This is a genomic window from Streptomyces kronopolitis (genome assembly GCF_050953795.1).
In the GTDB taxonomy this organism is placed as follows: Bacteria; Actinomycetota; Actinomycetes; order Streptomycetales; family Streptomycetaceae; genus Streptomyces; species Streptomyces kronopolitis_A.
This window is the reverse complement of record NZ_CP191850.1, coordinates 1,247,671-1,262,491: the sequence shown is the minus strand read 5'-3', so window position 1 is coordinate 1,262,491 and position 14,821 is coordinate 1,247,671. Positions and strand designations below refer to the sequence as shown.

Genomic DNA, 14,821 nt, shown 5'->3' with positions numbered 1-14,821 from the left:
TCGGCAGGTAAATTCCGTGGGGCCCCGTCGGCTGAGCATCATGCTCGCCGGGCGGGGATCTCTCTTTGTCTGCCTGATCGGCGGAGCTGATCTGGTCTGGTCTTCAGGGCATGAGGACCCGTGCACGGCGCGCGGCAAGGCGACCCGAATCGCGGCGGTCGCCGAGCTGCACGACGGCAACGCCCCCGAGGCTCCGGCCCCGGCGGAGTACCACAACGGCGCGGGCGGCACCCTCGGGCAGACGGAGGCCGCGCCGGTCGAGGCGGAGGCCACCCAGGAGCAGGAGACGGCCGAGACCGCGCGCACGGAGGCCACGGCGGAGGCTGCGGGCGGTCGGGCTGCCCCACCCCAGAGGCACGGCCCCCGCGTGCCCGGCGTGCCCCTCAGCGGCGGGTGAGCCCCGAGCGCCGTATGGCGATCAGCGCCGGTCTGGTCCCCGCCCCTCCGCACGGACCAGGACGCACCGCTCTTCTGATCCACCCGCGCCGTCCGGTGGGTCGGTTGCCCGGTCGAGCCAGGCCGCACGCACTCAGCCCCACCCACACCCCATCGATGTGAGAGGTACACCATGACTTCCTGGCCCCACGACCTGAGCAAGACCGCCCCCGCCGCCGCGAAGCGTACCGGCGCGATCCTCAAAGCCGCGCTGACGGCACACGGCGTCACCTTCCGCGTGGTCAAGCCCTGGCGTTCCCTGCCCGGCGCCTCCCTGGTGACCACCGCGCCGGGCCAGCCGGGCGTGTGGATCGAGGCGCACTCCCACACCGGCCGCCGCTCCGTATCCGGCTATGACGTGTCCCTGGCCGGACTGTTCGGCATCAGCGCCGTGATCACCGACGACTTCAACACCCGACACGTGCACTGCGACTTCACCGAGGCGCCCGCCGACATCACCGACCCGGCCGCCGCCGCCGACGCCATGGCATCGGCCGTCGCCGCCCATCTGGCGGCCGGCCCCCCCGCCGCGCGACCGACCGGCGTGCAGCCCAACCCCCGAAGGGAACACGGCAGATGAGCGCCACCGCCGAGACGCGAACCTGTCTGCACTGCGCTCGCGAGATCGAGTACATCGAGGCCGACGGACAAGGCTCCTGGTGCGACTCGTCCAACCGGACCGGGTGCGTGGACGGTGAGCAGCCGCACGCCCCAGAGCCGCTGTGCGGCTCGTGCCAGGACTACGGCCTGATCGAGATCCGCCACGCGTCCACGGACGGCCTGATCGGGCACCGGCCGTGCTACGACCCCGCGTGCGCCGACCGGCGCGAGAAGGCCGCAGCGCGGGCGGCCGAGAAGCACACCGGCGAAATGGTGATCGGGTCCGAGGAGTTCGGCCCGCAGGTGTGCGCGAAATGCGGCTGGGGCGGCTACACCCCCGTTCCCGGCCTGTACGCGCAGGGACGGCCGTCTACGTGTGCACCGCTACCGGCTGCGGCTACAGGGCCGACGTCTCCGCGTTCAAGCTGGGCGAAGGTGAGCGCCTGGCCGTGCACGACGGCCGCCTCTGCCTCGTCCGCCCCTACGACGGCGCCCCGTTCTAAGCATCACAGCCTTCGCCGCAGACGGTGTGCAGCCCGATCGGGTCGGGCCGCGGAGCACTCAGACCCACCAGCCACCAGCCCCCGGGAGAAACCCGCATGTCCCGCACCTTCGACACCGTCTCGCCCGCCGTCGGCGACCTCGTCCACCACACCACCGACGACCGTGGGACAAGCCCGGCACGATCACCCGCCTCTACGAGGGAGTCGGCGACCCCTGAGCCACCGTCAAATGGCCGGCTGCCCCGGAAACGTCGCCTTCGCCAACGATCACGCCCTCGATGATCTCCTGCTCGTCAACTGCCCCGCCACCGATCACGACAGCACCCCGAGAGGAACCCCACGATATGAGCAGCAAGGCATGCAGCATCGTCCGAGAGATCGTCACCCGGTCTTACACCCGGTACACGCCGACCAACGGCCGTGCGCCGGAGGGCACCGAGTACGGTGTCGACGGCTGGCTGTTCACGCTGCCCGGCGAGACGCTCAACGGGCGCCGGTTCCCACAGAGCACGTATGCCGCCTACCAGGTATCGGAACGCGGGATGCTGTTTTGGCAGGTGCGCGAAGTCGGCGGCGAGCGGCGGCAGATCGGCAGCCGCAGCACCACCCGTAAGGGGGCGCGCTCGCGCTGGCGGTCGGCGCGGCTGCCCACGAGCGAGAGAAGGCAGCTGCCGCGCCCGAGACGGCGGCGCCGGCAACTTGCGACCAGGGCACCCGGGCGCGCGGCGCCGCGTGGCGCATGGCCGCCGAGGGCGGCGAGCGTACTCAGGTGTCGGCCACCATGACCGAGCGGCTAGAGCGCATGCGTGCGGGCCAACTCGCCGCCCTGCCGACTGTCGCGGAAATCCGGATGGCGTACCCGCTCGCCGGTGGGGGCGCCACGCTGCGGCTGATGACGGCCGAGGGCAGCACGGTGGAACGTCACATGATCCCGCTCACGGAGCGGGGTGCGGCCGGGCGGGAGAACGACCCCGCCGGGATCTACCTGGACACCATCACCGACGGCGCGAACACGGAGGGGCTGAAGGTCGCCGCCGAGTGGCACTTGATGCGGCTCGGTTTCAACTACGCGCGCGGCGCGGCCTGGGCGCCGTACACCGGCAGCGCGAGCAGCGAGGCGCAATGGAAGGAGTGGGCGCCGATGCTGCCCGACGGGCACCGGTGGCCGCACACGGTACGCGTCGCCATCACGGCGGCGGCCGAACACCTCGCCTACATAGACGGCGCGTTCGGTCCCGCGCCCAAGCTGCCGGACCTTCCGGCCGGTGTGAGCGCGCACCCGTCCGGCCCGCCGAGCGGGCCTGAAGCCTGAATCAGCAGAGCCCTGCGTCGACAGATTCGAATGTCTAATCGAATATTGGCATGCCCGAAGACCCCGCCGTTGGAGCACTGCGCTCCAGTGGTGGGGTTCTTCTTTCTCAACAACAGATCGGCAAAGCCGATCTCGGGTGCCTCTCCGAGAAGTCCACACCCCACACCTCGCGGGAGGCAACCATGTCCGGGAACAGAGAACGTGTGCTGCTGCACGTCAAGTACCTCAACGACCAGATCCAGCCGACCCTCGAGGGCGCTCACACCGGTGCGAGCCTCCGCGTCGTCGCACGCACTGCATCCGACGGCCGTGTGACCGTGTCCGGCTCAGCCTCGTACCGCGTGCATCAGATGCGCGCCTCCGGAAAGATCTTCCGTCACTGGCAGACCATGCAGGCGTTCTCTCTGCTGCGCACCAAGGCTGATCTTGTCGTGCTGCGCGTGTTGGAGAAGAAGCCCAGCCGGAGGAACAGCACCCAGCACCTCTTCGCCGGCGGTGAGCAGCAGTTCCAACAGCTATTGCACAAGCTCGGCGAGCAGACCCTGCTGAGTCCGATCCGCCATCAAAGGGTGATGTACGGCACCACCGAACAGGACATCCGCTTCGTCGAGGGGCCTGCCTTCGAGAGCCACAACCTGGACGAAATCCAGGCGCAGATGACCACCATCCTCAGAGATCTTCAGAGCGAGATCCTGCGTCTGGTCGGCGACTTGCCTGTGGCCGACGAACGGTTCCCACTGCTGAAGGAGATCTCGTTCCAGGCGCTCAGTCACTCCGGCCAGATGCACTTCCTGGACGCGACCGACTATCGGGCTGTCGCCATGAACGCGTTCAGCAAGACGCAGTACCGGAAACCGCTGGCGCGCGAGGTCCAGCGCCTGGCCGAGTGCATGCTGGCCAGCCGGGAGCGGCGCGTCTCCCGCGATTTGAGCGTGCTGAACTGGTTCCGCCTGTTCCGCGGGCTTGTACCGATCGACTGGATCATCGAGTCGATGCGCCGCACCCGGACGAACCACTACGTCATCCTCGGGCCATCCGAACTCGTGCAAGCTCGGGCGCTGTTCCGCCGAGTTCCCCAGCCGATTCTGGGGCGGATCCTCTCTGAGCCCGTTGCACAGAACCTCCGGATCATCAAGGATACCGTCCGGGTCCTCGGCAGTGCTCATGTGCAACTGCGTGATCTGGACCTGTTGCCCAAGCTGATCAAGGCCCGGGGCCAGCGTCGCATTCGCGGTGCTCGGGACCTGGAGACGCTGGTGCGCGCAATGCCCGAGAGGCGGGTGGAGAAGCGCTGGGTCACGCGCTCGAATCAGGCGGTCAACACCATGCTCGAAGAGGCACGCGAGCTGAGTGCGATGCATAGCTACAACGAGCAGATCGGCCGGCTCGCAGACCGTGGTCTGACGGCCGCGACCTGGGAGCTCTGGAAGGACCCGGAGTTCCGGCAGGACGCCGAGGAGTTCCTGGTCGAGCACCGACGAGAGCTGATGACCGCCGAGCAGCGCGAGTACGAAGCGCAGGCCGAGCGCCGCCGCCAGGAACGCATCTCCCGTGAGAAGAAGCGCGCGGCGTGGGCCGCCGGCGTCACAGCGAAGCTCGACGGCCTGCGCGTCGACGGGTTCCGGCTCGGCGTCGCCAAGGATCCAGACACCCTGGCTCGATGGGGATCGCAGCTGAACAACTGCATCGCCGGCTACGCCGACGAGCTGGGCCTTGACGTCTTCGTCGGCGTGCTCGACACCGAGGGCCACGTCCGGCTCAACATCGAGATCAATCACGAGGTGGGCATCTGCCAGTTCCTCGGCACCAACAACCGCGACGCGGTCAAGGAATTGACGCAGGACGCGGCACAGAGGGTGCTCGACGCCATCACCGAACACAGCATCGCCGTGTACGAGTACGCGATCGGACTGCAGCAGCTCGCACTGCCCGAGCAGAAGACCGTGACTGTGTGACTGAGACCTCCCCGGCTGCAGACCAGTGCCGCACCGGGGAGGTCTCTGCTCTTATCACCAGCGGCCGACAGCCGTCAGCGCCCCTGCTTCTCCAGCTTCCCGGCGTGCTCGTACTCGGCAACGGCCATCATGAACTTCATCGAAAACAGCCCCTCGGCGGAGGGCTCCGTGAGACTGCGCAGCGTCGCACTCTTCGCGGTGATCAGCTCAACGACGGCCCGCATCGCCTCGAAGGTCCGTCCGAGTCTGTCGTACTGCCAGACGACTTCGTCGCCAGCCTGCAGCTCGGCCAGCAGCTCGCGCAGCCCGGGGCGGTTCTGTGAACTCGCTCAGCTTTATGTTCAGTTCACCGCGAGGACATTCAACGCGGTGCAGAAAACGCCCAATTGAGAAGGAAGACACCTGTGAACAAGACACATCTCGTAGAGGCCATTGCCGACAAGCTCGGCGGCCGTCAGAACGCCGCGGATGCGGTGGACGCCGTACTGGACGCAGTCGTCCGTGCAGTTGTCGCCGGCGAACGGGTTTCGGTTACCGGATTCGGCTCGTTCGAGAAGGTCGACCGTCCGGCGCGATTCGCCCGCAACCCGCAGACGGGTGAGCGTGTGCGGGTCAAGAAGACCTCGGTGCCGCGTTTCCGTGCGGGTCAGGGCTTCAAGGACCTGGTGAGCGGTTCGAAGAAGCTCCCCAAGGGCGGTGAGGTCTCCGTCAAGAAGGCTCCCAAGGGCAGCCTGACCGGTGGCACCACCGTCAAGAAGGCTGCGCCTGCGAAGAAGGCAACGGCGAAGGGAGCAAGGTGACGCAGAAGCTGCCCGACACCCTCCAGGCCGCCGCCAGCGAGAGCGTCGAGGCTTCCTGACCGCGCCGCGCAGTGTCATGGGCGGGGTCTCACCCGGGGCCCGGCCCCCCTGCGCCTGCGCCCCGAGCGGAGCCGTGCTCCTCGCCGAGGTGCGCACGGCCCGGGTGATCTCCGGGAAGGCCGGGCCAAGATCGGCGCCGCGCCTGGACTGGAGGTACGGCTTGGGGCCGGTGAACACGAGGGCGCGGACCCCGTCCGCCTTCTGCTCGAACAGCACCCGTGCCCGGACGACGGCAGAGCCGTCACGGAGCGGGCCAGCACCGGCTCGACCGGCGGTGAGAGGTGCACTCTCCACTCCTACGCCTTCCGCGCCCCGCCCGTCCGCACGTCGCGCGGCCCGCGGCTCACCAGGAATCGGGCAGGAGGTGTCCGGCGGCCCAGGCCTGCGGCTGACGGACGACGGCGGTTTGCCGGCCCCTGGTCCCGCAGGGCTCCAGGGGCCGGCGCGGCCAGGGCCCGGTCGCAGCAGTCGCCAGCATGTCAGATCCCGCACCTAGGCTGTGGCAGAGATCGATCAAGGAGCAGGACAGTGCGAATAGAGCGTCATCAGGTGGGCGAGGCCGTTGTGTCGGCAGCGCGCGAGGATTTCACCAACCGGATCGGGGGCCAGGTGCGGTCCATGTCGAGGGCCGGCCGGATGGCCACTTACGAGTGGCAGTCGATCGCCGACGAGTTCCTCGACTACCTGGGCGCCCTGTCCGTCGACACGCCCGGTCTCGACACCGCGGAGGCCCGGGCCGCCCTCAAGGACGCCTCCGAGGCCGCGGCCGGCGCTGTCGCTTACGCGGCGTACCACCCGCACTGCAGCTTCAACGTCTTTCTGGAGTACGTGAACTTCGGCATGAGCTACGAGCCGGGTGATGACGCCCCCGAGGAGAGCGTCACGCCCTGGGAGTGGATCGACGCGCTCTGCCTGTCGGTCCTCAGGGACAAGGCCAAGTGGCACGGCGAGGAGTTCACCCTCGCCCGTCAGCAGTTCGCCGAGCAGGAGAAGGGGACGCCCGTCGGCGAGCTCGCCACGGGGTTGACGGCCGTGGTCCTGGACGATGCCGGCGACGGGGAGTACCCGCCGAGTGCGCAGGGCAAGCTGGCTGCCGTCGACGCGGCTCTGGACCGGGTCCGTACCCGTGCGACGGAGACGGGCGAGTCCCTCCTGGACCGGCCGGACGGCCTGGCGCTGCGGACGCTGCGGGCGCTGGCCGCCGAGGACCGGGAGAGCTTCGACGCCGCGCTGGCCGAGGTCTTGCTCCGGCACAGTGCCCTGCAGGGGCCGGCGGCCTCCCCGAGCAGTCTGCTCCCACTCGTGCCCCTCGCCTTGGCCGCGCTCGCGTACCGGACGCTGGGCTGGGCACCGGCCGTTCACACCGACTACCTCCCGCACGCGCTGGTCACCGGCTTCGAGACCCGGGGTCCTCGGGTCGGAGGGCTCGGCCGCAACCGGCGGCCGGACGCGGTCGCCGCGCTCTCTGCCGGCCCGCTGGTGGTGGAGCGGCCCGTCTGTGAGCGCGAGGGGATCCCGCAGATCGAGGCGCTGTACGAGGAGCACCAGCGGGAGGCGTTTGCCCCCGCCGACGGGGAGCCCCTCGCCGTCTGGCGCCTCGGCAGCGTGATGGACGATCAGGAGCGCCTCTTCCAGTGGCGGGCGGGGAATCCCGGCGACACCGACGACGCCCAGCTCGCCACCCTTCGGCTGGCCTCTCGTGCGGGGGCGGCCCTGTTCCGTATCGCCCTGGCGGAGCCGGGCACCGAGGTCGAGGTAAACGTCGACGGCCGTACGCTTCGCTACCAGGCCGAGCGCGGCAAGGAGGTCGGAGCCGGGCGCTGGCAGACGGCCACCACCTTCGCCCTGATCACCGGCGCACGCGAGGACCTCGCCCCTCTGGTCCTCACCGGCCCTACCTTCGCCCGCCCGGATGGCTCCGCGTTCACCGTGTACCGCGAGGCCCTCCACGCCTACCTGAAGGGCACTGGTCCCGACGCGGCCGCGCAGCGGGCGCTGCAGGAGGCCGAGAGGGCCAAGGACTGGGGCTTCGCGATGCCGCCGGCCGTCCTGCTCTCGCAGCTGGTGGAGGGCGATGAGGAGAGCTTCAACCTGGCCCTGGCCGACGCGCTCGAAGCCCACCGCGCGTACTACGAAGTCGCCGACCGCTCCGACTATCCCGAGGTCTCCGTCAACCTCGACGTCCTCGCGCTGGCCTGCCACGCCCGCCGCCGCGGGTGGGCTATCCGCGTGGAGTCCCCTTACCTGCCGCAGTACCTCCTGCGGGCGGCTGAACCCTTCTAGGGTGCGCGCCCCACGCTCCGCCCCGGAAGCCTTGAAGTCGCCTGATCGTCCGCTCCTGAGGCTGCCTCGCTGGGCCATGGCCGCTCCCAGGTTCTTCGCGAGGACCCGGCCGAGGTGAGCACCCGGTGGTGCATCGGCCGCCAGGTCACCGGCCGGCCATTCGCCCTCGGCGACGTGGTCCCGAGAGGTGACGGCTACGCGATCCGGGCGTCTCACCCGGCGGATGGTCCGCCCGGTCGCGGGGGCCAGCGCTTGATCGGCTGCTCGTGGCCGTCGGGCAGCTGCTCGACCAGTGTGACGACGGTGGTGGTGCCGGGGACCCCGTACAGGCCGAACCATTCGACCCACTTCCTAGCGGCGGGTGGCTCGGATTCCCAGTAGCCGAGGACGCGGGGGCCGCCGGGGACGAACTGGAGGGAGGTGACGAATGGCGGCACGGCGGGTCTCCCGGTCAACGCAGCCGGATGGCGGTAGCGGCCTGACTGCTCTGGGGCGGGCCAGGACCTCGGTCATCCGGCTTTCACTGGTGGCCGTGGTGTAAGCATCCCCTGGCGCGGTCACCGCCGCGGCCCGGGCGCGCGGTGGCGGCCGCCCGGGCGAGGCAGTCCCCTACCGCATCTCGCGGCGGATCTCTTCGACGAGGAGACAGTCCTCCTCGGTCAGACCGAGGTATGCCCAGGAGATCCCAGCGGCGGCGTGCACCTCGGCCATGGTGGCCTTCCCGGGGTACTGCTTTTCGAGACAATCCAGCTCGTAGGTGCGTTCTTGAATGCGATGAATGGAGGCGAGGTGGGCTGCTTCGGCGGCAGCCGCTTCATCGGCGCGCGCACCCGCATCCTCCATGGCGATGCGGGCATCAATCACCTCCCCTGGAATGGCGTCGAAGGCCATGTTCACGACCTCCGGAACATCCAGGTCGAGCCGCTCGGTGTGGATCTGGCGGAGTTTGCGCTCCAGGATGAGCATGGATTCCTCTGGCAGGACCTCGCGCGCGGATTGCAGGACGCCGCCGAATTGGGCGTCGAACCGGGTAGTCATGCTGGGAAGTTAGCGGTACCTGCTTCCCGTTGCCAGCGCCGTCCTAGCTGCGCAGCGCGCCCTCCCCTCGTACGCCCCTCGCGCGCCCCGGGAGAACGGCCCGGGAGAACGGCCCGACCGCCTCGGGAGGATGTACGAGGAGCGCCGCGGGGTGCCGGTTTCACAGGTCGGCTGGGCCCGCCGCTGGGTATCGTCGTCGAGCACCTCATACGCCGACCCCATGCCGAGGACACCATGCCCGCACCCCAACCCCTACCCCCTCCGGCACGGACTGTGTCGGTCGGCGACGCCCCGGTCGCCGATCCGGGCTCCCCCCGGGTCCGGGTGATGTCCGAGCGCTGCGGAACGTGTGACTTCCGGCGCGAGAGCGCCGGCAATCTCGCGCCGGGCCAGCTCGCCGCCTTGGTCCGCGAATGCGTTGAGGACGAGGGGCACATCGTCTGCCACGAGACCGGCCCCGGCAAGGAGCGGCCCGGAGCGGTCTGTGCCGGTTTCGCCGCGCACCCGGATGCCATCCGTTCCCTCGCGTTGCGGATTGCCGCCGCCGGAGCCGTCATCGCGCAACGTCCGTGAGCGGGGGACCGCGCTGCGTCGCCCCCGCGGCGATGGCCCGTCCGGACCAAGCGCTTTGAAGCAGGTAGCTGTGCAGGTCAGACGCTATGGCCAACGGTGACGCTCAGCCTGGCCTACACACTCCCGAGCCGCGACGTGACGAGTAATTCGAACACGTGATGCAATTGCTCCATGGAGCAGCACATCTATCCGACCGACCTCGTGCAGGCACAGATCGCCTGCCACCGCGCCTACCGGGCGCTCGCAGCCGACCCCCGCGGCTCCTCCACCACGTGGCGTCGCCGACTGCTGCACCTGTCCGCACGAGTCCTGTTCCACCCCTACTGGGCGGAGACCGGCGGCAGAGCCCGACTTGAGGGCCTACGGCGACAGGCCAGGGCGCTGGAGCAGACCCCCACTGCCTAGCCGGTGAACGACCACCCCGGACCTCTGCCTGCCCGGATACTGCTCGTCCTGCCCGACGAGCAGTCCCGACGCACCGCGACCCGCGGACACTGCCTCCGCCCAGACCGACCGGCTGGATCGTCCGCCCCGGGGCCGGCCGTCGCTGCACCGTGATGGGCCAGCCTGAGCCGCCTGCTCCAGCCGCCCAGGACATGGGCTGGAGCAGGCCACGTATCGATGGTCTCCAGCGTGAGGACGTTGCGACGGCGCACCACCGCGGGGATGTGCAGCAGCGTCAGGTGGACGTAGATCATGTGCAGCGCCTGCGGCGCTATGTCCTCCGCCGTCACGTGCAGCTGCGTCTGCGGGTTCAGGCTGTGCTCGAACATCGCCTGCGACAGAGCAACCATGAACGCGCCCGCGCCGCAGCTGGGTTCATACACATCGGCGAAGCCGTCCCTCTGCACCTGCTCGACCACCGAGTCGATCTGCATCTCGGCCATCAGCTGGGCGATGTCGTAGGGCGTGTAGTACTGGCCGAGCCGCTCGTTGCCCAGCTCCAGCTCCATGTAAAGGCGGCCGAGCACGTCGCAGGGCTCGCGCTCCATCTCCGTGGTCACCAGCGCCAGGGCATGCGCGAAGCGGTCCAGCTTTGTTCTGCTGTAGCGGCCGGCGATCTGGAGGTACTGCGCTTCGCGCGCTTCCCAGGCCTCGCTCCCGCGGACGTCCACGGCGTTGCGCAGAGCCAGCGCCGCCATCTCGACGAAGTTGTCGAAGACTTCGCTCATCCGCTTCGCGCCGGTGTTAGCCGCCAACAGCTTCACGATCTCCCGGTAGCTGCTCATGCGCTCGGCACCACAATGGCCGGAGCCTCGGAGGTCCGGACGACACGGCGGACCTGCGGATCGAAAGGAAAGATGCGCAGGTTCCAGGAACTCTGAGCGGCGGGCCGCAGGAACCCGTACGGGCGTCCGTGAGTCATACGGTGCCCTCGGCTGTTGTGGCTGATTCCGCAGGAGACTGCGAGTCGTCCTTCTTCGTCTGCTCGGCGAGGATCTGTTTCACCAGCCAGGCCGGTGCCCGTGCTGCCAGGGCGATGTCGTGCCGCGTGGTACGGCGCAGGGCCAGGGAGTGCACCGCGGCACGCAGGGCCTGTTCGCGGGCGTCGTCGGCGGCCCGGAGCGTCTCCAGCTCCGGTGTCACCGGGGTGACCGTGACCTCTGCCCTCACGCCGACGAGTTCGAGCCCCTCCACGGCGTTCGCCTCCGTCGCCCTCAGCGTCCGCCCGTCTGCGTACACCCCGTGCTCGGCAAGGTGCGTCACCCAGGTCCGGCCGCGCCGGTGGGCCTGGCCCATGATGATCTCGCTCACTCCACGCTTCCCAAGTTCTCGATGACCTGCTGGACGACTGCTTCCGGGACCGGCGCGGGCAGGACGATCTGCCGGTTCCCGATCCGGTACAGCGTGTGCGTGGCGCTGCTGCTGACCGCGGTGACGGTGAGCCCGAGCCGGGAGGCCGCGGTCCGGATCCGCAGCAACGGGCCGCCTTCGACGCCCGCGCGCAGTCCCGCGGTGACCTCCTGGGCCTGCATCCACTCCTCCAGGCTCACCACCGGCTTGTGCACGACCCTTCGGCGACCACACCCACTGGGAAATGGGGTTCAGCCGGGAGAAGCCGGGGCGGCCCGTCCTGCTCGACTTGCGGTTGTACACCTGATAGCCGCTGAGCTTCGGATTCGCGATCAACCCCTCCACACGGTTGTGCGTCCATCGGCCCTCGATCGGATACCGGTCGGGCTCCGACTCCAAGATGGTGATGATGTCCGCAGCCTTCAGGTGTTCCTCGCACCGTAGACGGCACAGCTCCCGGGCGGCTTCGAACCGGCGCTCGTCGGGGTGCGGAACGAGCTTCTTCTTCGGCCGCATCTCCCCGAACCGGGGCATCCTCGTCGACCACCGCAACATAGGGGTAGGGCGGGTAGCCGTGGTTCCATCCGCCGATTGCATGCTGGAACTGGCCCCCCATCGACATCTCGATCATCGTCGCGCGGTAGATCTCCGCCTCGGCCTGCCCGTACCTGCGGGTACGCAGCCGGCCGGACTCGGTGCCGCCCGTCGGCTCGTTGGCGTAGATCACCTCTGCCCCGAGGCGCTCCAGCTCGTGCTCCACGGTGAGGCTGGTCAGCATGGCGCGTGCCACGCGGTCGGAACGCTCGGCCAGGACGTGCGTGATGCCCATCTGCCCAGCGCGGTCCACGAGGTCCTGGAGGCCGCCGTCCCGGGGCGTTGGAACACCGAGCCCGTCGTACATCTCCTGCGGCCCCAAGCCCCTCAAATGCGCGGGCAACATCCCGGACTCCACATCCCAGAAGTGCGCTATGAACTCTTCACCCGGGTCGAGGCGTTCGGCGGCGAGGACGACCTGCCGCGGGATGGACGAGGCGGGAAGCTGCCGGTCCTTGGTGGAGACTCGGCCGAGGAACACCGCGCGGCGCGGACGCGCGTCGGCCTGCCGGTAGTTCGGCAGGTGGCTGAGGTCGATGGGCGGGGCGAACGGGTTGATCATGACGTTCCTACGGACTCGGAGGTTTCCTCGACCCGGGGAACACCCCGACACGGTGAGCTTGTCAGAGACGCCATCACGCCACCTCCTTGCTGCGCTTGCCCGCGGGCTTCGCGGCGAGGGCCTGCTGCTCGACGTGGCGAGCCGCGATGTACAGGCCCTCGCGGTTCAGGTGCCGCGAATAGCTGGAGTCCAGGTAGAGCACGGGCACATCGCCGGCGGCCTTCAGCAGCGCCGGGTGCAGCAAGTGCTTGATCGGACCCGAGCCGCCGCCGTAGACGTAAACGACTTCAGTCGTCGCGCCGGCCTGCGAGAGAACATCACCGAAGGAGGAGACGATCTCGTCGACCAGGTAGCCAGCCTCGTCCTCGACGAAGCCGGCGGCGCGCTGGTGACGGTTCTTCACCAGCACCGACGGCTCCGCGTGGAGGAAGTCGGCCAGCTGCTTGCGCGAGGAGAACTGCAGCGTGGCGTCCGACTCGCTCATGCGCTCCATGGCGTTCATCAGCGCGGTGCCGTAGCCCTCGTCGAGCGTGGCGGCCGCCTCGGAATTGAACCGCCCGTCGGTGAAGACCGGGAAGTTCACAGTGCCCTCGCCGACGTCGACGCCGATGGTGTGCTGGACCGCCACCAGATCAGAAGCAGAGACGCCCTCCACGAGGGACGCGTCTCGGGTGCGCAGATCATCGAGCAGGGCCTGTGCGAGCGGCTCGCCCTTGTCGGTGATGGCGAACTGCGCGGAGGCACCCTCGGCCATCACCTGGACGTCGACGAACTCCAGGCGCACCGAGACCGGGGTGCTGAAGTTCTTGATCGTCACCAGGTGCACCGCGGGGTCGGAGCTGCCCAGCAGACCGATGAACTCGGCGGCGTAGGCGTGGCGGCGCGCGACGAACTCGGAGATCGGCAGCGCCAAGCCGGCGCGCACCTGCACGCGCAGCTCGTGATCGGGCAGCGTGCCGTTCTCGCGGACGTAGTCGCGCAGGGCCTTCGCGGCGAAGACACCCAGGACCAGAACCTTGCTCAGCTCCTGATCGGCCTTGGAGTGCTTGCCCAGCACCTCGAACTCGGTGAACTTCGAGCCGCGCACGCTCAGCGCCGCGCGGCCGAAGATCCGGCGGTCGGACGCCGCCACCAGGGAAGTGGTGAGCGAGCAGTCAATCTGGTTGTAAAAGTCGCCGGCCAGCACGGAGGCCGCATCCGATTCGGGGAGTGGCACCTTCGGCGAGGTGCGAGAGGTCGAGACGACCGCACTGGGCAGATCGATCTCGTCGAAAGTCCCCTGCTTCGTGTTCTGGATGACGCCCTTGACGTAGCCGTTGCCGACGTCGATGCCGCCGGTGAGAGCGATGATGTCGTTGCTGTTGGCGCTCATGAATTCAGTCCCTCGGTGTCTGTGTTGTCTGCCTGGAAAATGAAATTCACCGCGTCACTCAGCGCCGAGTACTCGCCATGATTTCGTCGATGGATGCCTGCTTCGGCGGCTCCGGCGGTGCGCTAGGGGCGCTTGCCGCGGGCTCCTCGGCCGTCTCAACCGGTGCAGGAACCGGTTCGGGCTGGGCTACCGGCGCTGTCTTCTCGACGACGGCGTCAGCTTGGTCGGTGACCACCGGATGCGGCTGAACCGGCCTGGCGGCCGGATGGCGATCGGTTGTGGCCTCGTCGTCCTCGTGCTGCTCGGTGCTCTCCAGCGGTGGCCGGCCGCGACGTGGCAGCTGATCGACGGGCTTGTAGTAGACGTCGACGTATCCGTCGCGCTGAATGGACTCCCGAATGAGCAGTCGCAGCGACTGCGAGATGTTCTCCTGCTGATCGAGCCACTCGATCACCGAGGTGTCGGCAGCGGGCACGGTCCAGCGAACCTTGCGAGGTTCACCCGACTGATTCACCATTGCACTCACCTCGCCCTGCAACTCGCTCCTGCATTTCATACGGTCGTTCGCCGGATGCCTCTCGCTCTGTCATATGGACTCACCGCCCTTCACGTTTTCTCTCGAATGCAAATCAGCGCGAGTCCACCTTAGTATCTCTATTGAGTCCCATGCAAGCCTCATTCGATACGCGAGTGAGGCGCCATTGGAGTCCCTGTCGAGTACTGGCAGGGGCGTCTACGAGACACCGCAGTGCCCCCGGGGTGGCCGCGCACAAGCCGGTAGCATCATGCGCCTATGAGCCCCACCTGCGACGCAGCAAGTGCTCACCCGGGACACCTGCGAGACACCTGCGGTACCGACACTGATCCAGAAGAAGCACAGCGAAGTACGAACGGCGTCCCTGTGGTGCCCGGTCGTGTCTCCTGGGAGACGTCACCCGAC

At 68.7% G+C, this 14,821-nt stretch carries 17 protein-coding genes and 2 pseudogenes; 10 read left to right on the top strand and 9 right to left on the bottom strand.

Annotated features, from left to right (window positions below):
• Positions 1-16 precede the first annotated feature (16 nt).
• From ACQP17_RS05300 to ACQP17_RS05275, 6 genes are all read left to right on the top strand, one after another.
• Positions 17-397, top strand: coding sequence for a hypothetical protein (locus ACQP17_RS05300; RefSeq protein WP_433855187.1), 381 nt, complete (start codon positions 17-19; stop codon positions 395-397).
• Positions 398-568: 171 nt separating this feature from the next.
• Entirely contained in the window at positions 569-1,015 is a 447-nt protein-coding gene (locus tag ACQP17_RS05295; RefSeq protein WP_433855186.1) for a hypothetical protein, read from the top strand.
• Positions 1,016-1,409: 394 nt separating this feature from the next.
• A complete protein-coding gene (locus ACQP17_RS05290; RefSeq protein WP_433855185.1) occupies positions 1,410-1,538 on the top strand; it encodes a hypothetical protein in 129 nt (42 codons plus the stop codon).
• A 344-nt stretch (positions 1,539-1,882) separates the two neighbouring features.
• Positions 1,883-2,323, top strand: a complete 441-nt coding sequence (locus ACQP17_RS05285; protein ID WP_433855184.1) for a hypothetical protein — start codon at positions 1,883-1,885, stop codon at positions 2,321-2,323.
• Positions 2,320-2,850, top strand: coding sequence for a hypothetical protein (locus ACQP17_RS05280; RefSeq protein WP_433855183.1), 531 nt, complete (start codon positions 2,320-2,322; stop codon positions 2,848-2,850). The genes ACQP17_RS05285 and ACQP17_RS05280 overlap by 4 nt, the downstream gene beginning before the upstream one ends.
• 50 nt (positions 2,851-2,900) lie before the next feature.
• Positions 2,901-4,805 (top strand): PcfJ domain-containing protein, encoded by a 1,905-nt coding sequence (locus tag ACQP17_RS05275; protein WP_433855182.1) that lies wholly within the window; start codon positions 2,901-2,903, stop codon positions 4,803-4,805.
• A gap of 74 nt (positions 4,806-4,879) precedes the next feature.
• Here the strand turns inward: ACQP17_RS05275 and ACQP17_RS05270 are convergent.
• Positions 4,880-5,119, bottom strand: a pseudogene (locus ACQP17_RS05270) (recombinase family protein); the annotation flags it as partial.
• A 90-nt stretch (positions 5,120-5,209) separates the two neighbouring features.
• On the opposite strand from ACQP17_RS05270, the pseudogene ACQP17_RS05265 reads away from it, so the two are divergent.
• Positions 5,210-5,599, top strand: a pseudogene (locus ACQP17_RS05265) (HU family DNA-binding protein); the annotation flags it as partial.
• A gap of 702 nt (positions 5,600-6,301) precedes the next feature.
• A complete protein-coding gene (locus ACQP17_RS05260) occupies positions 6,302-7,948 on the top strand; it encodes an Imm49 family immunity protein (RefSeq protein ID WP_433855181.1) in 1,647 nt (548 codons plus the stop codon).
• Between the two features lie 212 nt (positions 7,949-8,160).
• On the opposite strand, the gene ACQP17_RS05255 is transcribed toward ACQP17_RS05260, so the two are convergent.
• Positions 8,161-8,385: a hypothetical protein gene (locus tag ACQP17_RS05255; protein WP_433855180.1), complete on the bottom strand. Its 225-nt coding sequence runs from the start codon at positions 8,383-8,385 to the stop codon at positions 8,161-8,163.
• A 172-nt stretch (positions 8,386-8,557) separates the two neighbouring features.
• On the bottom strand, positions 8,558-8,986 hold the full coding sequence (locus ACQP17_RS05250) for a hypothetical protein (RefSeq protein WP_433855179.1): 429 nt from the start codon (positions 8,984-8,986) through the stop codon (positions 8,558-8,560).
• Positions 8,987-9,259: 273 nt separating this feature from the next.
• On the opposite strand from ACQP17_RS05250, the gene ACQP17_RS05245 reads away from it, so the two are divergent.
• Positions 9,260-9,559, top strand: coding sequence for a DUF6283 family protein (locus tag ACQP17_RS05245; RefSeq protein ID WP_433855178.1), 300 nt, complete (start codon positions 9,260-9,262; stop codon positions 9,557-9,559).
• A 171-nt stretch (positions 9,560-9,730) separates the two neighbouring features.
• On the top strand, positions 9,731-9,964 hold the full coding sequence (locus ACQP17_RS05240; protein WP_433855177.1) for a hypothetical protein: 234 nt from the start codon (positions 9,731-9,733) through the stop codon (positions 9,962-9,964).
• On the opposite strand, the gene ACQP17_RS05235 is transcribed toward ACQP17_RS05240, so the two are convergent.
• The 6 genes from ACQP17_RS05235 to ACQP17_RS05210 form a co-directional block, all read right to left on the bottom strand.
• Positions 9,961-10,788, bottom strand: coding sequence for an N-6 DNA methylase (locus ACQP17_RS05235; protein ID WP_433855176.1), 828 nt, complete (start codon positions 10,786-10,788; stop codon positions 9,961-9,963). The genes ACQP17_RS05240 and ACQP17_RS05235 overlap by 4 nt on opposite strands.
• 133 nt (positions 10,789-10,921) lie before the next feature.
• Positions 10,922-11,314 carry a hypothetical protein gene (locus ACQP17_RS05230; protein ID WP_433855175.1) on the bottom strand — a complete coding sequence of 131 codons (393 nt, stop codon included), beginning with the start codon at positions 11,312-11,314 and terminating at the stop codon, positions 10,922-10,924.
• The gene (locus ACQP17_RS05225) at positions 11,311-11,553 is read right to left on the bottom strand and encodes a hypothetical protein (RefSeq protein ID WP_433855174.1); all 243 of its coding nucleotides are present in this window, start codon (positions 11,551-11,553) and stop codon (positions 11,311-11,313) included. The genes ACQP17_RS05230 and ACQP17_RS05225 overlap by 4 nt, the downstream gene beginning before the upstream one ends.
• Complete coding sequence (locus ACQP17_RS05220; protein WP_433855173.1) at positions 11,550-12,509, bottom strand: hypothetical protein; 960 nt, start codon at positions 12,507-12,509, stop codon at positions 11,550-11,552. The genes ACQP17_RS05225 and ACQP17_RS05220 overlap by 4 nt, the downstream gene beginning before the upstream one ends.
• 73 nt (positions 12,510-12,582) lie before the next feature.
• On the bottom strand, positions 12,583-13,881 hold the full coding sequence (locus ACQP17_RS05215) for a ParM/StbA family protein (protein WP_433855172.1): 1,299 nt from the start codon (positions 13,879-13,881) through the stop codon (positions 12,583-12,585).
• Between the two features lie 58 nt (positions 13,882-13,939).
• Entirely contained in the window at positions 13,940-14,398 is a 459-nt protein-coding gene (locus ACQP17_RS05210; RefSeq protein WP_433855171.1) for a hypothetical protein, read from the bottom strand.
• Positions 14,399-14,821: the final 423 nt, after the last annotated feature.